Genomic DNA, 20,861 nt, shown 5'->3' on the forward strand with positions numbered 1-20,861 from the left:
CAGCAATGTCTTTTTAGACATCAAGGGGAGGTCTTTAATTGTTTGATGTCGATAGTCGTGAATCTTTGAAGTCAATTTGCCACAAGCCGGGCAGTGAGCCTCCTTGGCCTTGGTTGAGATTGTAATTCTTATAAAAGAATCAGAATGGTCGATTTTGTTGATAATACAATCTTTCAAATCTAAGAGTTTACTGGTAGAATGAGGATGCACTTATATCCAAGCCCCTTTCTTTAATGTTTGTCTAGTCAACTAACATTTTAAGGAGCAAAAGATATAAGTGCATTATTTTTTTGAAAAAAATAATGCTGGGGAGGAATCACCCACCCCAACATTTATTATAGAGCCCTTTTTTAAATGGGTGGGGGGACAGGGGCGGCGGCTTGGACTGGGGTTTTGAGGGTGATTTTTGGGCCGGCCCTGTCCCCGACCGCAGTCTTTATTTTTGAAGCTTGAAAACCAGCCAGTCGGTGTTTTCGTCTGCCATGATGCGGATGTCGGTGAGGGAACCATCGGCATCCAAATGGTCTTTTAAGAGGGCTTCAAAGCGCTGTTTGTAGCCGGTGTAGAGGGATTTTCGAAGGTAGGGGACCATGCCGGCATGCTCTGCGAGGCCGCGGAGGGACGTTTCAATAGGGGACTGGACGTCCGTGGCCCAGATTTCGACGTCGCCGGTGCCAAGGGAGACGTGCACCTCCCTGGGGCCTTTTCCGGTCAGGGACTTGAGCAGGTGGGCAAAGCCGCTCTTGAGGGCTTTTTCCGCTTCCAGGCGCTGCTGACGGTCCATCAGGCGGCCGCCGGTCAAGGCCACCTCGCCGGAGGCGGTGAGCTTATCCAGGGCAATGCGGGTGAGGCTGTCCAGGAGCTCGTCCGCTTCAATGGGCTTGACGCAGTATTTTACAATGCCAAGGTCAATAGCCTTCAAAATGGTGTCCAGGTCGGAAAACGCGGAGGTGATGATAACCGGGGTCTGAATGCCTGATTCCCGGAGGGTTTGAATGAACGTAAAGCCATCCATTTTGGGCATCCACAGGTCGCAGAGGATCGCGTCAAAGGTCTGGTGTTTACAGTGATCCAGAGCTTCGAGGCCGTTTGACGCCACCGCAAGGGAAGCGACGCGTTTCTTCAGAAAATGGGCCAGCTCCTCGAGGGCTTCGTGATCATCCTCCACATAGAGGAGGCGCAGGGTGTTGAGGAGCCTTTCGCTATTCGCGTTATTCACGTTATTTACGGCCTTCACGTTAGTTTCGACATTCACGACGCAGCGCCTGCCTTTCGGGTTAATGGGAGTTCGATCTCAAATACTGTGCGCCACGTCGTGGCGAGAGAGTCTTCCGTTGATTTTTGCGGCGAACCAGCCAACTCAGCCGGTTTAGCGGTTTCAGCTGAGATCAGCGTCAGGCGGCCGCCAAACGTGGACTCAATGATTGAGCGTGCCATAGGCAGGCCCAGTCCCGTACCGCCATGGGCTGCTTTGGTTGTATAATACATTTCGAAAATTTGGTCCGCGTCCTTGGCTGATATTCCGGGGCCGGTGTCTGCAACGCGTATATAAAGCGCGTTCTCGGTTTGCTGCCCGGCGATATGGATCGCCCGGGCTAACCCTGGTGGGTTCTGCTTCAGGGCGTCTATCGCGTTGGAGATCAGATTGAAGAGGACGTGGGAGAATTGGTTGTCGAAGCCAATTATAGGCAAAAGCTCCAGATTCTCGGTTTCAAGGGTAATCCCGGACACCCGCAGCTGCTCATCCACCAGCCCGAGAACCAGCCGAACGGACTCTGCCACCGTAAAGGCGCGGGGCTCGGTCCTGGGACTTGAGAAATACCTGAAGTCGTCTATGGTCTCCGACATCCGCCGGATCAGGGCGCTGGCCTTTTGGTAGCTGGCTTCAATGTAGTCCGGTTCGTTGCCAGGATCGCGGAGATTCATCAAAACCAGCTTGAGGGTGTGCAGGGGTTGACGCCACTGGTGGGCAATGCTGCCAATCATTTCGCCCATAGCCGCCATGCGGCCTTGATAGCGGATCAGCGTCTCTGCCCGCCGCAGCGCTGCCGCGTCCTCGACTTCCCGGGTGATGTCCGTGACCATGCTCATGTTGAGCATAGTGTCTGAGCCAGAGTCCCAGATGCGGGTGAGGACCATGCGGCCGTAGAAGTGGTCCTTGGGAGCGGTGGCGTTTGAGGTGGTGGTATTTGAGGCCGGGGCTTTGGCTGAGCTTTCGGTTGGGGTCTGACCCCCTTTGTCGCTGCGGGTCTGACCCCCATTACCGCCATTGCCAATGGTCCCATCACCCCAACCCCCAGCAGACTTCCGAAGATATTTCTTCTCCACAGAATAGCTGGTGATTCGCCCCGCCATCAGATCCCGGTGCTGTTCGGCGTCAATTTCCCTGCTTTCCGGTGCAATAAGCTGGTTGATATTCATTTCGCAGAGTTTATCAGCGGTGTAACCGGTCATACTGCACCAGGCGTCATTGACATGGCGGATGCGGCCATTTGCATCCGTCACGGTGATGCCTAATACGGAGCTGCGGAAGATAGTCTCGTAGCGGGCGTTGCTGAGGACCAGCTTGTGCTCGGCGAGCTGGCGGTCTGAGATTTCCTTGACGAGGAGGCCGTTGCGGCGTTTAAGGTACACTAGGAAAAAGAGCGTCAAAAACCCTGTGAGAATGGCGAAGGCAATCGCCAGATTCTTGCGGGTTGTTTCGAGCTGAGTCACCTTGATCTGGTCATAATCAAAAATCATGGCGTTCAAGTCTGGCACTTCTTCGATCATACCGAGGCTTTTCATAGCCTCCGCCATCTTGATCCAGCGGAAGGGGTTGATGTTGCCCATCTCGACAATAGGGTAGTGGGTGAGCTCCAGGACTTTGGTGGCCTGATAAGCGTTGAAGTCTTTGAGGGCTTGCATTTCAGGGGCAGTTTCCGGGACAGCCTCCGGAAGTTTGAGGCGCTCCACGATGAGCTCCGAAATCTCCATGGGATGCTCCAGGGCATAGGTCCAGCCCTTGATGCTGGCCCGCCTGAACCGCTCCACCAGCTCCGGGTTGGCGTTTGCGAGCTTTGCTGAAGTAATCAGGGTATCCCCATAGAAGTCAATGCCGTGCTCCGCCGGACGGATGACTTTGACAGGTATGCCCGCTTTTGAAGCGGCGTAAGGGATCTGGCCGAGAAAATCCGGAACGACGTCAAAGTCGCCGCGGATCAAATCCTCCAGGGTGAAATCCCTTGTGATGTCTGTCGTTCGAGTAGCAAAGGGTGTGATGCCTTCACTGGCGAAGAGGGCCTGTAGCTCCAAGTCCAGCAGGTCTCCCGGTCTGCGTGCAATGTGGAGCTGAGACAGGTCAAACACGGTGTTGCCCCGGTCTTCCAGCAGGGTGCAGTATTCTACAGCGCTGCGCTGAAAGATGGAGGCCACGAGAATCAGATCCATGCCGGCGTCCTGGGCAATCATGAGGTTCGCGGCGCCAACGCCAAAGTCCGCGCGGCCTTCCTGGACCTCCAGCGCCGCGTCAAGGATCTCACTTTCATCCTCTGTGAAAGCAGGCCGGATGTCGACGGTAAAACCTTCCTCTTCATAGTAGCCCATCCACTGGGCAGCGTAATAGCCGGCGAACTGGAACTGGTGGTCCCAGCGCAGCTGGAGGACCAGCTCGGAAAGACCGGTGGCAGGGGCTTGAGGCTTTTCAGCAGGGGTTGCGGCAGCGAAGGTTGGAAGGTGCGCTGAAGCAAATGCCACACTTAATGCTATTAAAAGGTTGATTAAAGCTCTAAATTTATGTTGAAACCTCATCATAATGGCGTTCCTTTCTAAAGAGAAGAATACTGGGACGCGTGGTTGGGGACAGGGACTTGTGGTGCGGGACTGGGCCGCACCACAAGTCCCTGTCCCCAACCAAACACCCTTCAAAAATTCTACCATACTCCGCCCCCCTGAACAATGTTATGACTTCACATAACGATGACGCTGTCAACAACCCAATAATTCACCAAATTCCAAAAACGCCCAAAGAACCCGCTGCTGTCCCGCAACCGGTTCTTCGGACGTCTGTCAACTCTAATGCATCACTCTGCCAATACTCCGCGCTCTACGCAACCTCCTGAGGCGTATAATTCTCGCCGTCCACTTCCTCAACCTCTTCCTTGAGGAACACATTCAGCAGCAGGGCAGTAATCGTACCCGCGCTGATCCCGGAAGAAAACAGGCTCTTAACGAAATCCGGCAGCTGGCTCAGGAACTCCGGCCGCACCGTCACCCCAAGACCAATCCCTATGGAAACCGCAATAATAATCATGTTTCTGTTGTTGAGCGGCACATCCTTCAGCGTCTTGATGCCAGCAGATGCCACCATGCCAAACATGATGATTCCCGCTCCGCCAAGTACCGGGTTCGGAATGATCGCGATCAACGCCCCAACTTTAGGGAAGATCCCCAGCAGCACCAGAATGATCCCTGCCAGCGAAACCACGTGACGGCTGGCGACTTTAGTCATTGGGATAAGTCCAACGTTTTGGCTGAACGACGTGTTCGGTCCTGCGTTGAAGAAGCCCGCCAGGAAGCTGCCAACGCCATCCGCCAGAATACCCGCAGAAAGGTCCTCATCCGAGAGCGGCTGCTCCGCAGCTTCACCCACTGCCATCAGACAGCCCACCGTCTCAATGGTCGTAACCAGATACGCCGTAATAAACGGAATCACCGCCGCCATGCTGAACGTAATCCCAAACTTGAGCGGTGTTGGAATCGACAGGATGGAAGCATCTGCCACCGCCTGCATATTCAGCAGCCCCAGCGGCCAACAAATGATATAGCCAAAGACCAGGCCAATAATGACCGACGCCGAGCTCACAAAGCCCTTGCCATATCTGTTAAGCAGCACCGTGACAATCAGAACCGCCATGGCAATGGAAATGTTCATGACACTGCCGTAATCCGCCGCGCCATAACCGCCCGCCGCCCAGTCAATGGCGACCGGCAGCAGCGTCAGACCGATCAGCGCGACGACGGTACCTGTGACAATCGGCGGAAAGAACTTTCGAAGGGGCTTGATGAAGCGGCTGAGGACAATCTCAATAAACGACCCGAGCACCGTCGCCCCAAAGATCCCCGGCAGCCCCAGCATAGAGCCTACGGCAATGGATGGCCCCACAAACGTAAAGTCCGTCCCCATTACGCACGGCAGCTTCGCACCAATCTTCCAGATGCCCCGGGCCTGTATAAACGTCGTTACCCCCGCCATAAAGATGGCCGCGCTGACCAGATACGCCGTATCCGCCGTGTTCACCCCGAGCACCCCCGAAATGACCAGCGGCACCGCCACGATCCCGCCAAAGGCCGCCAGAATGTGCTGGAACGCAAGGACAATACTCATGTGCATAGGTGGCTTGTCGTTAATCTTGTACAGGATTTCAGATGTTTCTCTGACTTTCATGCTTTTTCCTCCTCCAAAACAGGTGAGTGCCGACGCAGAATAAAAACGGATGAATCCTTCCTCGTGGAAAATAAAAAGGCCGACAAACAGAGGTCCACTTAACCTCTGAATGTCGGCCTGATGAAGCTTGAATGTTATTCATCTCCACGATTGCCTACAACTTATGAAATTGTAACTATGTGCTTCGCGCAGCGCCTTCAAGAACCGTCAGTCCGGCGAACCCAGGGGCTTCCAAACTGCGTGCAGGCCTTACTCTCGCTGCTGGTTACAAATCTATCACAAAAATAAACGTCTGACAATTTGTAAAATTCCACAAAAAGACAGGATAATAAACGTGTCTGCCAAAGTGATTTTTATACAAAATGTTTAAAAGCTTTTGCCGATGGTCCCCTGTCCCCAACCAAACACCACAAAAGAGGGAAGTGGGCAGCTTACCTCCATTTCCCTCTTTTGTGGCGAAAACTTACAAATGAATTTTCTGCACCAAACTGATTTTATGGAAAAACATGTTGATTCGCAGGCGTTTTGCCATCCCATTCATAGCCCGCTGCAGTGACGTTGGTGATTTGGGTGACATAGGTTCCCGCCTTGATGTTATTCAGCGTAAAGACCGTTTTACCATCACTTGCGACCTTGGTTGCAGTCAGCACCGTTTTCCCGTCCCGGGTTACAACGCACGAAACGGAGGTATTCGAAACAACGGCGTCAAGCTGGACTGTAATCTCAAGGTTTATTTTATTGGCGCGGGCGGGTACTTCTTGATAGGTAATTGAGCTGACGCTGATGGTGGCTACTATAGCTTCCTCAACTTCAAATTGAACCATGCTGAAACCGACCTCGACTTCAGAATCTGAAACTGTCGCGATGCCGGTGTAATAGCCCACTGGCAAAGTTAAATCCCATGAAGGGCCAAAATAGTAATTGGTGTTGGTGCCATCCGAGATCGACCAGGTAATGGCATCCGTCAAATCTCCATCCTCCGCATCCAAGGCGGTGGCTCTGAAAGCAATGGTGTCTGAGGTATTGAAAATATAGCCGTCAGATGGAGAACTGATGGTGACCACAGGCGGTGTATTGACCGCTGTTGATGATTTTACTGTCATGCCGACCAGGTCTGACCCCGTCAGTCCTCCTGAGTCGGTCACCGTTGCCACGATCTCGTGGGTTCCTACAGACAATGTGGTGAGGCTAAAGGATCCGCCAGTCCCAAGAGCGCCATCCCGGTTGGAGCTCCAGGCAATAGCGCCTGTGAGATCCCCGTCTTCAGGGTCCGATGCGGTAGCAGTGAAGGTAATTGAATCCCCAACAGTATAAACCGCACCATCCACAGGTGAAGCAATACTAACTGAAGGCGCCACATTGTCAGGCGTCGTACTGAGCGCCGCTTCATCCGCATCCACCAGGCCAAAGCCATAATCGCGGTCGCGGCCAACCGGGCCAAGGTCATCCGCTGTGATTTGAAGACGTTCACGTACAGCAGCAGCGCTCGCAACCCCTGATTTCATAACCAGGGCCGCCGCGCCCACCACATGTGGTGTCGCCATGGAGGTGCCGCTCCAGGTCGCGTATGCGCCCCCCGGAATGGTGGACTCAATGCTGACCCCAGGCGCGGAGAGCTCAACAGATGGACCAAAGCTTGAAAACGAAGCGACTTTATTGGCGCTGTCCGTTGCCGCTACTGCAACCACGGACGCATACCAGGCCGGGTAGCTGACAATGTCAGAGAAAAAGATGGTGTACCATTTGGAACGGTCGTTGCCTGCGGCCGCGATCTGGAGCACGCCATCTGCGTAGGCCGCGTCGAAAGCAGCTTTGAAGGTCGCGCCCGGATCCGTCAGGATGCCATAGCTGTTGTTGGTAATTTGAATGTCGTTGTCGACACACCACTCGACGGCCGCTATGATGCCGCTGAGGGCCCCGGAACCATCGGCACCCAGGACTTTGAGCGCGTAGAGGGAGACGTCCGGCGCTGCGCCTATGAGGCCAGCATCATTCATGACTGCCGCGATGGTGCCCGCGACATGGGTGCCATGGCCATGGTCGTCCATAGGGTCGGCGTCGTTGTTGACGAAGTCGTAGCCCCCGGCATATTTGCCGGCAAGGTCAGGGTGGGTTTTGTCAAGGCCGGTGTCAATGATCCCGACCTTAATGCCGTCTCCGGTGTTGCCCTGCTGGTGCACCAGGTCGGCGCCAATGCGGGTGATGCCCCACGGATAGGTGTCTTCGAGGGCATGGACGGTGAGGTCAGGCTCGATCAGGGCGACTTTGGGGTTGTGTCGCAATCCGTCGAGGGCCGCTTGCGGCAGGGTCGCTGCCATGGCCGGTACGAGGTGGTAGGTGTGGCGGACCTCGCCGCCGAGAGCGCGGATCAGTGCTTCCTCAGACCTGCCGGGCTGCTCGTGGAACGCGATGAGCACCGCCGCTTTTTCCTTGTCAAATGCCGATGCTGGCGCTGCCCCAGACGCATAGGAAGCGCCGGACAGCAGGGAGGTGAGGACAAGGATCAAGCTCAGCAGCAGGGCCATGTAAACGCTAAAAATTGACTTTGTTTTCATTTGGATCACCTCTTGAATATTTAAAATTGTCCCCGTATATTTATACCCTGAAAGGGGTGGATGTGTCGAAATTTGTCGTGGTTTACATAATTGTTTTATGTTGTTATGCGGGTGACCATCAAACAGGTAACAGGGTATATAGGGTCAGACCCCGTTGTTTTTTGTTTTTGCCGATGGTCACTTGTACCCAACACACGCCATACTTTTGAAATGGATGTTTTCCAAATAATAATTTTTCATCCCACGTAAAAAGCTGCCGGAATGGGCACGGCAGCTTTGGGGGACAAGTTTATTGATATTTTTGATCAACTTAGATTACCGTTTATGGTTTGGTTACTTCGATATAAGTTTCACCAGGGACATAAGTGTAACCTGATAATGCAACATTGGTGACTGTAAAGGTCACGGCATCCAATGACTTCGTGCTCAAGTTACCAGAAGAAATGGCGACTTTTCCACTTGAATCTGTTGTTCCTGATGCAGAAAGGCCGTTGCTCCAAGTGCCGGTCATAACCGCACCAGAGAGGGTAGGATTAACAGTGGCCGTCACCGTGGCTTTCCAGAAGTTTTTGTTGACGGTGGAGGCTGTCCCTTCGAGGCTTGAAACTGTGATCGTGCTCCCAGGAGCAGTATTTTCATTAACTATAACATTGATGACATCACTGCCTGTTAAACCACCAGAATCCACAACACTTGCTGTTATTTCATGTGTACCTGGGTTAAGAACAGTAGAGAATGCGCTACCTTCGTGTAGTTTGCCCTGTAAGTCTGAAGTCCAAATCAATGTGCTCGTTAGATCTGTGTCTTTGTCGTCTGTGACACTTCCAATAAAACTAATAGTGGTGTCATCATCAAAGTTTGCTCCATTCTCTGGACTTGTTATCTGAACTACAGGCGCCTCATTTGTTATAGGCGGCGTTAAAGTACCAACAGCTTTTTTCGCGTCGACAAGACCATACCCGTACCAAGTGTCTCTTCCGGCAGTACCAAGATCCAGGGCGGTCTCATTGAGTCTCGCGCGAACTTGAGTATTGCTTAAGGTTGAATCAGACGCCATCACCAAAGCCGCAACTCCCGCGACGTGAGGGGAGGCCATGGAAGTACCACTGTAAGTCGCATATCCACCTCTAAGAACTGTTGAGTAAATGCCGTACCCTGGCGCTGAAATTTCTACCATAGGGCCTGTGCTGGAGAAATAAGCCCTTGTGTCACTGCTATCTGTCGCAGCGACAGCTACAACTGAACCATACTTTGCAGGATAGCCCACAGTATCCTCATCTCCAGTTGTATCGCCTTCATTTCCTGCTGCTGCAATATGGAGAATTCCATCCATATAGGCTTTATTAAAAGCAGCTTCCAAAGTATAACCATACATATCTGGATTGGTTGATCCACCATAGCTGTTATTCGTAATTCTGATTTTGAGATTGTGACTGTCATCTTTATTGTAAGTTAGACACCAGTCAAGTGCAGCAATAACATTGCTGAAGTCGCCACTGCCTTTTCTGTTTAATACTTTCAGCGCAAAGATTTTCGCTTTTGGCGCGACCCCTACAACGCCAGCGCCGTCAATCTCTGCTGCAATGGTTCCTGCGACATGGGTGCCATGTCCATTGTCATCCATTGGATTTGTATCTCTGTTGACGAAATCATAACCACCAGCATAGTTGCCCGCTAAGTCTGGATGATTATAATCTAAGCCTGTGTCAATGATTGCCACAGCAACACCCTCACCTAATTGTCCAGGTGTCGAATGAACTGCCTCAGCACCGACACGGGTAATACCCCAAGGATAGTCGTCAGCTAAAGCATGAATTTCTCCATCAGGCTCTATCAGTTTGATCCTCGGATTCCTCTTCAGCCCCTCCAGCGCCGCTGCCGGCACTGTCGCTGCAATTGCAGGAACTATGTTGTATGTATACTTGACTGTACCGCCAAAAGCTCTGATCAAGCCCTCTTCACTCGGACCAGGTTGCTCATGGAAGGCTATGATGACCTTGACTTTTTCTGATGCTATACCGGTTGAAGAGGCGCCGGACAGCAGGGTGGAGCAAAGCATGATAAAAATGAGCAGTAAAATACCGAAACGACGGTTTCTTCTCATGGCAAACCCTCCTTAAAATCGTATTTTGTCAAATAATATTTACCCTCAAATGCATGAATACAACGACGCCTTAAAAAATATTATAACAAGAGGGGACAGGGACCTCTCAAGTGGGGACAAGGACATCTGGTATGTCCCTGTCCCCAACCATTTAATTTTCACTGTCACCCTATGACCCTCAAAAGGTTTTTGATATAATGTTTAGGTTGAAGAAGGAGGGGTCCCGGTGACCGACCTAACGATCATGCAAAATACCAAGCCCATATCGCTGCTTTCACTTTCATCTGAGGCCCTTGACAAAAGCCTTGAGGAACAAGTCAACGCCCTGAACCTGAGGCATGACGGCATTCTGGTAAAAATTCTACTGGCAGCGGAAGCTTATAATAAAGAAGCTCCAAATAAAGCCCTGAACGTCTATCTCGTGGGGGGCGCTGTGCGTGACCTGATTCTTGGAAGAAATGTCCGGGATCTGGACGTGGTCATTGAAGGGGAGATTACCGCTGTCTCCGACCGCCTGCCGGACATTGAGTGGCGGTATTACGACCGCTTTATGACCGCAAGCGGCATTCTCGATACCGGCGAGATTGACCTTATCACCGCACGCAGTGAATACTATGAGGCGCCGGGGAGACTGCCGGTTGTGGCGCTGGGGACCATCGGAGAAGATCTGAAACGAAGGGACTTTACGGTTAACGCCATGGCCCTGAGGTTGACCCTCTTGGACTATGTGCCACCGGAGAACTGCAGCGACGCCGGACGGTGGATCCTGACCGAACGGCTCGATCCCCTGGATGGCCTCGAGGACCTGAAAGCGGGCAGCCTGCGTGTGCTCCACGGCCAAAGCTTTTACGACGACCCCACAAGGCTTTACCGTGCCGTACGCTACATGACGCGGCTGGGTCTAACCCCGGAGAGCGCTACAGAAGCTCAGATGAGAAAGGCCATCAAAGACGACGCGCTGAAAACTCTCACCAATGACCGGATCATGCGGGAGCTGTTTCTTAATTTCTCTGACGGCCACCCGGTGGAAAGCGTCCAGCTTATGTTGGCGTACGGCCTTTTGGACCTTGAGTTGGATCTGGAGAGCGAAGCTGGCCTTAATGGCGACAAGCGTCAGCAAGCCATTGATTTTGCTAATGTCGTGTCCCAGGCCCCCGGCCTCTGCGGTGACGATCAGGCAAGCCTGCTCTTTGGCTATTTTTGTCTGACGTCTGAGACCTTTGCGTCTCACTTTCATCAGTGCTCGCTGCCACGCAAGCTGAAGAATGCGGCCAGGGCTCTGACAACAGCGGCGCCTGAGGCCTTGGCGAAGCAGCTGGGCATAGCCCTGATGGCGGATATGACGCAGCAGCAAGGCCATCTTAAGCTGGCCTCTAAGGAACCATCGGCAGTCTCAAGTACTGATCCCGCCACTTCCGCAAGTCTCGCGGGTCCTACAAGCCCTGCCACAGTTGAGACCCCTAATACCAAAGACGCCTATTCCGTCAAACTCGACGCTTTCCAGGGCCCCATGGATCTTTTGCTGCACCTGATCCAGGACAATGAAATTGACATCTACGACATCCCTGTGGCCACCCTGTGCACCCAATACCTGGAATACCTGACCCAGATGGAAAGCGCACGGGTGGACATTGCCGGCGAATTCCTCGTCATGGCGGCGACTCTCCTTGAAATCAAGTCCATGATGCTGCTCCCGGATCGGGAAGCTGGAATTTTCGAGGCCTGGGACGTGGCGGAGGACCCGCGAACAGAGCTCGTGACGAAGCTGGTGGAATACAAGCGCTACAAGGAAGCCGCCAAGGCACTCAGCAGCCTCGAGCTGCCTGAAGGGGCCTACTATACCCGGGAAGCCTCGGATCTCTCCGAGGTTCTGCCGGAAAACCCGGAGGCGCTGAATGAGCCTACGGAAATTGACCTTTTGGCCGAAGCACTGAGACGGGTGCTGACAAAGCTTGATCGTACGGACACCCATCGGGAGCATTTTTTCTCCACTATGCACCGGGAGCCTTATGCCGTGGAGGATGCCATCAAGGATCTCACCGCCCGGTTGAAGACCAGCGCTTCCATAACCTTTGAAGCCCTGTTTGAAGGTGGAGCTCCCCGCAACGTCGTCGTGACCACCTTCCTGGCGCTCCTTGAGATGCTCAAGCTCAAGCGCATCCGGGTGGTCCAGGATGAGATGTTCGGCGGGATTGTGATTGAGGTCAGGGAACCCCGTTCAGAGGAAAACACCCTGGTTCAGGGGAATCTCCTCGACCACTGGTATGACCCTGACAATGAGCCACAGGAGGGGACCGTTCAGGCGGTGCCTGTCCCCGACCAAACACCTGACCTTCAGGCGGGGACTGTCCCCAACCAAAAAAACCAAACGAAAGGGGAGACGGACTGATGGAGGAACGTTCCTACCGCAGTGCCATTGAATCCATCCTGTTTGTCAGCGGCGAGCCGGTAGCGGTGGATCGCCTGGCCAGCGCTCTGGACCTGCCTGTAAGCTGGACCGTCGAGCTCCTGGAAGCCCTCCAGAAGGAATACGAGACTGGCGAGCGGGGCGTGCGACTGCTGTTCATCCGCGACGCCGTCCAGATGGCCAGCGCGCCCGAAAACGCGGACTATATTGAGCGCGTCATGAAGACCACCAAATCCCGGGGTCTCTCTCCAGCCACCCTGGAGGCCCTGGCCATCATAGCCTACAAGCAGCCGGTGACGCGGTCTGAAATTGATTATACCCGGGGCGTCAAATCCGACAAGCCTCTGCAGATCCTGCTGGAGCGGGGGCTGGTGGAGGAGCGGGGGCGGCTTGAAAAGATTGGCCGGCCTATGATCTACGGCACTACGGATGAGTTTCTGCGCACCTTTGGGCTCAGGTCCCTGGAGGAACTGCCGGATCTGACGACCTTTGACGGCGCCGAGCGGCTGATCAACCTGCTTGAAGCCCGGGAGGCGGAAGAGGCCGCGGTGGAGAGGTCTGAGGAAACGGGACCATCGGCAGATCTTGAGGAAGGCGAAAAGGGAACTGAAGCCGAACCGGACGCCATCCCCTATGAAAGGGACCTTTAGCCATGAACAAGACCAATACCAGCGATACATCTAAAATGCGCCTCCAAAAGTACATGGCCCACTGCGGCGTGGCCTCCCGGCGCAGCGCTGAGGCCATGATCCTGGAAGGCAGGGTCAGCGTCAACGGCCAGGTGGTCCGTGAGCTCGGCACCTCCGTGAGCCCGGAGGAGGACACAGTCACCGTTGACGGCCGCCCCATCCGGCAAGCAGAGACCCACGTCTATATCCTGCTGAACAAGCCCGCGGGCTACATCACTTCCGTCAAGGACAACTTTGGCCGCCCCACGGCTCTGGACCTGGTCAAGACCGACCGGCGGGTCTATCCCGTGGGACGCCTGGACTACGACTCCGAGGGCCTGATCCTGCTGACGGATGACGGCGCCCTGACCCACCAGCTGACCCATCCCAGCCACGAATTCGAGAAGCGCTATTTCGTCGAAACCGACCGGCTGCTGACGGATCCGGAGCTATCCCGGCTCAGAACCGGCGTGGATATAAGGGATTATGTCACCCAGCCCGCCTATGTGGAGCGCGCCCGGGGCAAAGGCCTCATCCTGGGCATCCACGAGGGCAAGAATCGCCAGATCCGCAGGATGGTGGAAGCCCTTGGCGCAAAGGTCCGCCTGCTGCGGCGACTGTCCATAGGCCCCCTGGAGCTGGGAAGTCTGAAGCCCGGAGCCTGGCGGTATTTGACGCCGGAAGAAGTTGAGACCCTGAAGCGTTTGAAATAAAGCAAAGTTTGGTTGGGGACAGGGACGGACCACGCGGTTTAGGCAGGATGGCCTGAAAACCATGAAGCCTCAAGACCCTTCATAACACTATATAGTCCGGTCCGTCCCTGTCCCGCACCAACACACCATAAATCCACAAAAAAAGGAGCACGATTGCCATGATGCTACTCAGAACCGCTGAAAAAGACGATTTGAAAGATCTCGCGAAATTCATCCAGGAAGAGGGCATAGAGGTCGAGGCGAGCTTCCCCCAGAACCTTGAAGTCGTCGTCGCCCGGGAAAAGGACAATATCCTTGGCTTTGTCACCGCTGAGCTCGTCGTCCTCGACCCTCACATCCGCCACCTGTACATGAAGCCTGCCCTCAGAAACAAAAAGTTTGCCGATGGTCTCCTGAGAGCCATCATGTTCTACATGCTCAACCGTGGCTTCGGCTGGGTCTACGCGGACCACAACACAGAAATCTCGGGCTATCTGTCCCATTTTGGATTCACCGCCGACCCGTCAGGCAAAGACCGCCTGGCCCTCGAAATCGACCCCTTCTTCAGCAGAGGCTGCGAGGGCTGCAACAGCGCAAAAAAAGAGCCCGTTCAGCTCTAATCCATACTATACCTAACCCGATTTAAACTTGAAAGCAGCGAAAGGCAGTGATCCATCTTGAACATCTTCATCAGCAATGACGACGGCATCCAGGCCGCCGGCCTGAAAGCTCTGGTAGAGGCCCTGGTCTCCCATCATAAAGTCTACGTGGCCGCGCCGGAATACCAGCAGAGTGCCAAGAGCCACGCCCTGACCATGCACGACATAGTCCACGCCCGGCGCACCCACCTCTACCCCGGCACCGCCGCGGAATGGGCCATCAACGGCACCCCCGCGGACTGCGTCAAGATTGGCCTGGCCAAATTTGAAGAGGTCCAGTTCGACGTGGTCCTCTCCGGCATCAACAATGGCCCCAATTTAGGGATCGACGTCATCTACTCCGGCACCGTGGCCGCCGCCCTGGAAGGCAGCTTCCATGACATTCCCAGCTTTGCCTTATCCCACTACTCTGGCTCCGACTCCGGCTTCACCAAAGCCGCGGGGTTCATCCGGGACAACCTCGAGGCCTTGCTTGCCGCCTTCAAATGGGACAGCAATGCCGTCAATGTCAACTTTCCGCCGGCAGACGATTATAATGGCATCACCTACAGCAGACTTGGCAAAATGGTCTACCAAAACTCCGTCCAGCGCCGCACAAGTCCCAGAGGCGGGGAGTACTACTGGATCGCCGGCGACCTTTTGATCCCGCCGGACCAGTTTGATACAGACGTTTACGCCATCTCTCAGAACCAAATCAGCCTGACGCCCATTCGTTTCAATTTCAACGACCTTCAGCAGCCCGTGATTGACAGCGCCAGATTTAAGCTGGACTAACGCAGTATTCTTGGGAAAACATAAAAGCAAGTTTTGGTTCAGAAGAATTTTAAAATTAATTTCCAAATGAATAAAAACGCGCTCGAATGTTTGTTAATTAGTTATCATTCATGCGCGTTTTTTTCCTTTTTTTGTACGATGGTGTTCTCCAATCTCCAAATACATTGATACACCTGGGAAATTTGAGTGTTTGGATCGATGTGGGGCGGGGGACCATCGGCAACAGCACTGCTTTGTATACAATAATACGTATCCACAATAATACTTTATGCACGTCAACTTGCGAATTTGTGAAAGATTCTTCAAAAAGATGAAATCTAACTTGCAAAATTGTGACTATGTGTTATCATTAAACTGTAGTTATTCTTAAGGAGGTCGTTGACTTGAGCAAGAGTAAAGAGCAACTGGAAATCAAGATCAACAAGAGTTGGTGTAAAGGTTGCGGGATCTGCATCGCGTTCTGCCCTAAAAAAGTCCTCGGATTCGACGATAATGGCAAGGTTAACATGAATGATCGAGAGAACTGCATCAAGTGTGGTCAGTGCGAGCTGCGCTGCCCGGATTTCGCCATTTTTTTGGGAGGTATAGAGAATGAGTAAACGCATCGTCAAACTCATGCAGGGCAACGAAGCTTGCGTCGAAGGCGCACTCGCGGCTGGCATGAAGTTTTTTGCCGGCTACCCTATTACGCCGTCCACAGAAATCGCAGAAGGCTCTGCTGAAAAGCTGCCTGCAGTAGGCGGAAAGTTTATCCAGATGGAAGATGAAATCGCGGGGATCGCGGCTGCAATTGGCGGCAGCATTGCCGGTTTCAAGTCCATGACAGCGACCAGCGGCCCTGGCTTCTCCCTGAAGCAGGAAAACATTGGTTACGCTGCGCTGGCTGAAATTCCACTTGTCATTGTCAACGTCATGCGTGGCGGTCCATCTACAGGTCTTCCTACTTCACCTGCTCAGGGCGACGTTATGCAGGCTATGTGGGGCACGCACGGTGACCATCCGGTGATCGCTATTTCTCCGCAGTCCGTTACAGAAATGTACTATGAAACAATACGCGCTTTCAATTTAGCTGAAAAATATAGAACACCTGTCATCCTCATGCCGGACGAAGTCGTGGGTCATATGCGTGAGCGCATTGAAATCCCTAATGCGGACGAACTTGAGATCTTTGACCGCTTAAGACCGGTTGAAGATGAAAAATACATCCCTTATGGCGTCCGCGAAGGCGATTTGGTGCCGCGTATGGCTGGCTTCGGCGAAGGCCACCGTTACCACATCACAGGCCTCTTCCACGACGACATGGGCTTCCCTACAAACAGCACTGTCAAAGCGGGCATCAAGATCAACCGCCTCATGGCAAAGATCACGGACAACCTCGAAGACATTGTTTCCTATGACGAGTACCTCATGGACGACGCTGAGATTATGATCGTGGCTTATGGTTCCACGGCGAGAACCGCCAAGAACGCTATCAACAAGCTTCGCGCTGAAGGCGTCAAGGTCGGCATGCTCCGTCCAATCACTATATGGCCTTACCCGGTCGAAAAGACCCTCGAGCGCGCCAAGCAAGTCAAAAAAGTTCTCGTGGTCGAGCACAACCTTGGCCAGCTCGTTCTTGAAATTGAGCGCGTCATCAAGTCAGAAGCTGAGCTTCACTTCCTTGGACGTGCGGACGGCGACGTCTTCGTCCCTGCGGATGTCGTGAAAAAAGTCAAGGAGGTTTTATAAGTGAAGAACAGTGAACTTGTCAGCAAATATATGCGCGAAGCGAAACTGCCTCACATCTGGTGCCCGGGCTGCGGCCACGGCGTCATCATGCATGCGATCATTCGCGCCATTGACAACCTTGGCCTAAACAAGGATGAAGTCGTTATCGTTTCCGGTATTGGCTGCTCCTCACGAGCACCGGGTTATATGGATTTCAACACCCTTCATACAACCCATGGCCGTGCCCTCGCTTTCGCGACCGGCATCAAGCTCGCGAAGCCGCACCTTAAAGTCATTGTCATCTCCGGTGACGGCGACGCTTCAGCTATTGGCGGCAACCACTTGATCCACGCCGCGAGAAGAAACATTGGCATTACTACAATTGTCTTCAACAACAACATCTACGGCATGACGGGCGGCCAGTACTCGCCAACGACGCCGCATGGTGATTTTGGTACAACAGCGCCTTACGGCAACATTGACCGTCCGTTTGACATTGCCAACCTGGCAGCGGCTGCTGGCGCAACTTACGCAGCAAGAACCACGGCGTTCCACGCGACTCAAATGACGAACTACATACAAAAGGCAATTGCGCATGATGGGTTCTCCCTCGTCGAAGCGATTTCTGTTTGCCCTACCTATTACGGCCGCAAGAACAAGAAAGGTTCAGCTCCAGCTATGATGAACTTTCTCAAAGAGGCTTTCGTAGACGTTAAAGCAGCGGATCGCATGACGCCTGAACAGCTTCAGGGCAAATTCCTGATGGGTGAATTCAAGCACAAGATTGACCTGCCTGAATATTCGACTGAATACCAAAAAATCGTAGACCGCTTGAGGAAGGAGTAATTGTCATGGGAAAACAATTTGAGCTCAGACTCTCCGGATCCGGCGGACAAGGCCTGATCCTTGCAGGAATTATTCTGGCGGAAGCGGCTATCAACTCCGGCCTCAACGCCATTCAGACACAAAGCTACGGTCCTGAAGCACGTGGCGGCGCTTCAAAGGCAGAAGTCATCATCAGCGACGCTGAAATCGACTTTCCTAAGGTCCAGGATCTCAACCTCTTCCTGGCGCTGACCCAGGACGCCTGCGATAAATACATCAAAGGCATCAACCCTAATGGTATTGTCGTCGTAGACGAATCTATTACTGTTCCGGCTGATGTCAAGGCAGGAAAGATCTATAGCCTTCCAATCCTCAGCACAGCCAGCGAAAAACTTGGCAAGGGCATTGTTGCGAATATTGTTGCCCTCGGTGTCCTCACTGAATTGATTGATGTACTCAGCAGAGAGCAAGTTGAAGCTGCCGTGCTCGCCCGCGTTCCAAAGGGCACCATAGACCTTAACCGTTCCGCACTGATTGAAGGCTATGCGCTTGCAAGTAATCAATAATCTTAGAAAAGGCGGTCTTGGCCATGGCCGATCATAATGATTTGCTCAATAGAATTGAGAAAAATTACATGAAGCTCAGCAAAGGGCAAAAGCGCATTGCGGATTTTATCCTGCAGAATTACGACAAGGTGGCGTTTATGACGGCGTCGACTTTGGGGGATTCCACAGGCGTCAGCGAGTCCACGGTTGTGCGTTTTGCCAATGCCCTGGGCTACGACGGATATCCCAAGCTCCAGAAGGGGCTTCAGGAATCCATCAAGACAAAGCTGACCACAGTGCAGCGTTTTGAACTCTCAAAAGAGCTGGAAAAAGAGTCGAGCTACACCAAGAAGGTCATGAACGCGGATATGGACAACATCCGCCGGACTCTCGACGGCATTGACGAAGGGGTCATGGAGCAGATTGTCGAGGACATCCACAACGCCCGCCGGGTTTACATCCTGGGCATGCGGAGCTCCTCGGTCCTGGCGAATTACCTGGGTTTCTACCTGAACTTTATCCTCAAGGATGTGGTTGTGGTAAACGCAGGCGCCCTGGACGTCTTTGACCACCTGATCAACATTACCAAGGATGATCTCTTGATCACGATTTCCTTCCCGCGGTACGCGAAGCGGACTTTTGAGATCGTTGATTTCGCGAACGCCCAAGGGGCAACTATTGTGGGGATCACGGACAGTCCTATGGCACCGCTGGTGTCAATGGTCAAGCACGTGCTCTTCGCACGCTATAACATGAATACCTTTATCGACTCCCTGGTAGCGCCTATGAGCCTGATCAATGCGCTGATCCAGTCCGTTTCGATCAAGGAGATGGACCGGGTGGAAGAGAACTTCGAAAAGCTCGAGAACATCTGGAACGAGTACAAGATCTATAATCCGAAGTAGTGCTGGGGTTGGCTGCGCTTCGCAGCTGCTTTCAGAATTCAATAGGTCAAAGGGGAGGTCGCCGGTGGCGCGGCCTCTTTTTTGCGTTGACACGAAGGGGACGGTTCCCAGTGATTCCTACCATCAGCAAGGCCCTAAAGCCTTAGTCCCCTCAGCCTTGCGGGCTTTTTCAATCTGTATTATAATGAGATGATAAGGATTTTCACTGAAACCGAAGGAGTTTTGCCAAATGGAAGCAGAATCGAAGCGCAGGATCCAGATCGCGCTGGACGGCCCTGCAGGCTCGGGTAAGAGCACCGTTGCGCGCCGGGTGGCCAAGGCGCTGGGCTGTGATTATATCGACACAGGCGCCATGTACCGGGCTATTGCCCTCAAATTCATAGAAACCGGGCTCTTCCAGAAGCTGGACGCTGCTGCCAGTAGTTTGACGCCTGCCCTCGAAGCTGAAATTGACCACCTCCTGGATACCTCGCAGCTGGAGCTGTTCACGGAAAAGGTCATCCTGGACGGTCGCGACGTTTCTGAGGCCATCCGCACCCAGGAAGTGACCCGGCGGGTCTCCCAGGTAGCGGCCATGTCACCCGTACGCCGGCACCTGGTCAAGATGCAGCGCGGACAGGCTCAGGGCCGCAGCGTCGTCATGGACGGCCGGGATATTGGCACAGTTGTCCTTCCTGAAACGCCTTACAAGTTTTTTCTGACCGCTTCCCTGGAAGAACGCGCGCGGCGGCGTTTTCTTGAGTTTGAGGCCAAAGGCTTTGAGGCAGACTTCGAGACCATTTTGAAAGACATTGAGCACCGGGACAAGGTGGACAGCAGCCGCGAAGATTCGCCACTGGTTATGGCGGCGGACGCGGTCCGTATCGACACCACTGGCAAGACCATTGACCAGGTCGTCACCGCGATCTGCGAGGCCGTGGAAGCGCTGAAAATGAGCGCAGTCAAAACGGACAGCGTTGATAAGTCAACAGATGCCGCTGAGGAAGGGGGGAAGCCTGGGTGCTGAAGGTACTGATCAAGTTCATTTTCAATTTGCTTTACCGGATCATCTATCGGGTGGAACTTGTTGGACTCGAGCACTGGGACCCGTCACAGCCTAAAATTGTATGCCCGAATCACATCGATTATAAGGATCCCCTGGTATTTGGTTCCTTCATTCCTGACTATATCCGCTTCATGGCCAAAAAGGAGCTGTTCAGCAATCGCCTCTTCGACTGGTTTTTCAGGGGCTGCGGCGGCTTTCCCGTGGACCGGACCAGCAACGACATAGGCGCCATCAAAACAGCCCTGCGCTTTCTAAAAGATGGCGAATCTGTCCTGATCTTCGCCGAGGGAACCCGCAACCCTGGTCTGACCCCGCTTCCACCAAAAGCCGGCGTTGGCATGATCGCGCACAAGGCCGGAGTCCCTATCCAGCCAGTGACTATTGACTCCACCTACAAGCTGTTTTCGAAGGTCCGCATTACGATCCATCCACTGGTGACCCTTAAGTACGAGGGCAAGCCTTCGGTCGCGGATTATGAAAATGCAGTACTCGGGATCCTGAACGAGATCTATGCCCACATTGAACTTTATAAGGGGAGGGTGTAGGCTGT

At 53.5% G+C, this 20,861-nt stretch carries 18 protein-coding genes; 12 read left to right on the forward strand and 6 right to left on the reverse strand.

The window, feature by feature from the left end; translation table 11 throughout:
- The 6 genes from BLP63_RS01905 to BLP63_RS01930 form a co-directional block, all read right to left on the reverse strand.
- Positions 1 to 210 (reverse strand): transposase family protein (locus BLP63_RS01905; RefSeq protein WP_139159756.1); only part of this gene is annotated, 210 nt, incomplete at its 3' end.
- Positions 211 to 436: 226 nt separating this feature from the next.
- Entirely contained in the window at positions 437 to 1,255 is an 819-nt protein-coding gene (locus BLP63_RS01910) for a Na-translocating system protein MpsC family protein (RefSeq protein WP_092589206.1), read from the reverse strand.
- On the reverse strand, positions 1,252 to 3,792 hold the full coding sequence (locus BLP63_RS01915; protein ID WP_170829231.1) for an ABC transporter substrate-binding protein: 2,541 nt from the start codon (positions 3,790 to 3,792) through the stop codon (positions 1,252 to 1,254). The genes BLP63_RS01910 and BLP63_RS01915 overlap by 4 nt, the downstream gene beginning before the upstream one ends.
- A 292-nt stretch (positions 3,793 to 4,084) precedes the next feature.
- Positions 4,085 to 5,425, reverse strand: coding sequence for a nucleobase:cation symporter-2 family protein (locus BLP63_RS01920; protein ID WP_092589208.1), 1,341 nt, complete (start codon positions 5,423 to 5,425; stop codon positions 4,085 to 4,087).
- A 494-nt stretch (positions 5,426 to 5,919) separates the two neighbouring features.
- Positions 5,920 to 7,980: a S8 family serine peptidase gene (locus tag BLP63_RS01925; protein ID WP_092589209.1), complete on the reverse strand. Its 2,061-nt coding sequence runs from the start codon at positions 7,978 to 7,980 to the stop codon at positions 5,920 to 5,922.
- A gap of 322 nt (positions 7,981 to 8,302) precedes the next feature.
- Positions 8,303 to 10,084: a S8 family peptidase gene (locus BLP63_RS01930; protein WP_092589210.1), complete on the reverse strand. Its 1,782-nt coding sequence runs from the start codon at positions 10,082 to 10,084 to the stop codon at positions 8,303 to 8,305.
- A gap of 226 nt (positions 10,085 to 10,310) precedes the next feature.
- Between BLP63_RS01930 and BLP63_RS01935 the strand changes: the two genes are divergently transcribed.
- The 12 genes from BLP63_RS01935 (at position 10,311) to BLP63_RS01990 (ending at position 20,856) form a co-directional block, all read left to right on the forward strand.
- Positions 10,311 to 12,473 (forward strand): segregation/condensation protein A, encoded by a 2,163-nt coding sequence (locus tag BLP63_RS01935; RefSeq protein WP_092589211.1) that lies wholly within the window; start codon positions 10,311 to 10,313, stop codon positions 12,471 to 12,473.
- Positions 12,473 to 13,141: an SMC-Scp complex subunit ScpB gene (gene scpB, locus BLP63_RS01940; protein ID WP_092589212.1), complete on the forward strand. Its 669-nt coding sequence runs from the start codon at positions 12,473 to 12,475 to the stop codon at positions 13,139 to 13,141. Before BLP63_RS01935 ends, scpB begins: the two co-directional genes overlap by 1 nt.
- A gap of 2 nt (positions 13,142 to 13,143) precedes the next feature.
- Entirely contained in the window at positions 13,144 to 13,872 is a 729-nt protein-coding gene (locus tag BLP63_RS01945) for a pseudouridine synthase (RefSeq protein ID WP_242870753.1), read from the forward strand.
- A 158-nt stretch (positions 13,873 to 14,030) separates the two neighbouring features.
- Entirely contained in the window at positions 14,031 to 14,471 is a 441-nt protein-coding gene (locus BLP63_RS01950) for a GNAT family N-acetyltransferase (protein ID WP_092589213.1), read from the forward strand.
- A 57-nt stretch (positions 14,472 to 14,528) separates the two neighbouring features.
- Positions 14,529 to 15,284, forward strand: coding sequence for a 5'/3'-nucleotidase SurE (surE, locus tag BLP63_RS01955; RefSeq protein ID WP_170829232.1), 756 nt, complete (start codon positions 14,529 to 14,531; stop codon positions 15,282 to 15,284).
- A 383-nt stretch (positions 15,285 to 15,667) separates the two neighbouring features.
- The gene (locus BLP63_RS01960) at positions 15,668 to 15,883 is read left to right on the forward strand and encodes a 4Fe-4S dicluster domain-containing protein (protein ID WP_207646396.1); all 216 of its coding nucleotides are present in this window, start codon (positions 15,668 to 15,670) and stop codon (positions 15,881 to 15,883) included.
- Positions 15,876 to 17,012 carry a 2-oxoacid:acceptor oxidoreductase subunit alpha gene (locus BLP63_RS01965; protein WP_092589215.1) on the forward strand — a complete coding sequence of 379 codons (1,137 nt, stop codon included), beginning with the start codon at positions 15,876 to 15,878 and terminating at the stop codon, positions 17,010 to 17,012. The genes BLP63_RS01960 and BLP63_RS01965 overlap by 8 nt, the downstream gene beginning before the upstream one ends.
- A complete protein-coding gene (locus tag BLP63_RS01970; RefSeq protein WP_330387055.1) occupies positions 17,013 to 17,837 on the forward strand; it encodes a thiamine pyrophosphate-dependent enzyme in 825 nt (274 codons plus the stop codon). It abuts the gene before it with no gap.
- A 5-nt stretch (positions 17,838 to 17,842) separates the two neighbouring features.
- Positions 17,843 to 18,382 (forward strand): 2-oxoacid:acceptor oxidoreductase family protein, encoded by a 540-nt coding sequence (locus BLP63_RS01975; protein ID WP_092589216.1) that lies wholly within the window; start codon positions 17,843 to 17,845, stop codon positions 18,380 to 18,382.
- A 23-nt stretch (positions 18,383 to 18,405) separates the two neighbouring features.
- On the forward strand, positions 18,406 to 19,266 hold the full coding sequence (locus tag BLP63_RS01980) for a MurR/RpiR family transcriptional regulator (protein ID WP_092589217.1): 861 nt from the start codon (positions 18,406 to 18,408) through the stop codon (positions 19,264 to 19,266).
- Between the two features lie 229 nt (positions 19,267 to 19,495).
- Positions 19,496 to 20,272 carry a (d)CMP kinase gene (gene cmk / locus BLP63_RS01985; protein ID WP_092589218.1) on the forward strand — a complete coding sequence of 259 codons (777 nt, stop codon included), beginning with the start codon at positions 19,496 to 19,498 and terminating at the stop codon, positions 20,270 to 20,272.
- Entirely contained in the window at positions 20,266 to 20,856 is a 591-nt protein-coding gene (locus BLP63_RS01990; protein ID WP_092589219.1) for a lysophospholipid acyltransferase family protein, read from the forward strand. The genes cmk and BLP63_RS01990 overlap by 7 nt, the downstream gene beginning before the upstream one ends.
- Positions 20,857 to 20,861: the final 5 nt, after the last annotated feature.

The organism is Acidaminobacter hydrogenoformans DSM 2784, assembly GCF_900103005.1.
GTDB classification, from domain to species: domain Bacteria; phylum Bacillota; class Clostridia; order Peptostreptococcales; family Acidaminobacteraceae; genus Acidaminobacter; species Acidaminobacter hydrogenoformans.

Excerpts from the sequence above, each read along its gene's own strand:
- cmk (WP_092589218.1), top strand. The coding sequence starts at position 19,496 with ATGGAAGCAGAATCGAAGCGCAGGATCCAGATCGCGCTGGACGGCCCT.
- BLP63_RS01930 (WP_092589210.1), bottom strand. The coding sequence starts at position 10,084 with ATGAGAAGAAACCGTCGTTTCGGTATTTTACTGCTCATTTTTATCATG.
- BLP63_RS01945 (WP_242870753.1), top strand. The coding sequence starts at position 13,144 with ATGAACAAGACCAATACCAGCGATACATCTAAAATGCGCCTCCAAAAG.
- BLP63_RS01950 (WP_092589213.1), top strand. The coding sequence starts at position 14,031 with ATGATGCTACTCAGAACCGCTGAAAAAGACGATTTGAAAGATCTCGCG.
- BLP63_RS01965 (WP_092589215.1), top strand. The coding sequence starts at position 15,876 with ATGAGTAAACGCATCGTCAAACTCATGCAGGGCAACGAAGCTTGCGTC.
- BLP63_RS01980 (WP_092589217.1), top strand. The coding sequence starts at position 18,406 with ATGGCCGATCATAATGATTTGCTCAATAGAATTGAGAAAAATTACATG.
- BLP63_RS01915 (WP_170829231.1), bottom strand. The coding sequence starts at position 3,792 with ATGATGAGGTTTCAACATAAATTTAGAGCTTTAATCAACCTTTTAATA.
- BLP63_RS01925 (WP_092589209.1), bottom strand. The coding sequence starts at position 7,980 with ATGAAAACAAAGTCAATTTTTAGCGTTTACATGGCCCTGCTGCTGAGC.
- BLP63_RS01920 (WP_092589208.1), bottom strand. The coding sequence starts at position 5,425 with ATGAAAGTCAGAGAAACATCTGAAATCCTGTACAAGATTAACGACAAG.
- scpB (WP_092589212.1), top strand. The coding sequence starts at position 12,473 with ATGGAGGAACGTTCCTACCGCAGTGCCATTGAATCCATCCTGTTTGTC.
- BLP63_RS01975 (WP_092589216.1), top strand. The coding sequence starts at position 17,843 with ATGGGAAAACAATTTGAGCTCAGACTCTCCGGATCCGGCGGACAAGGC.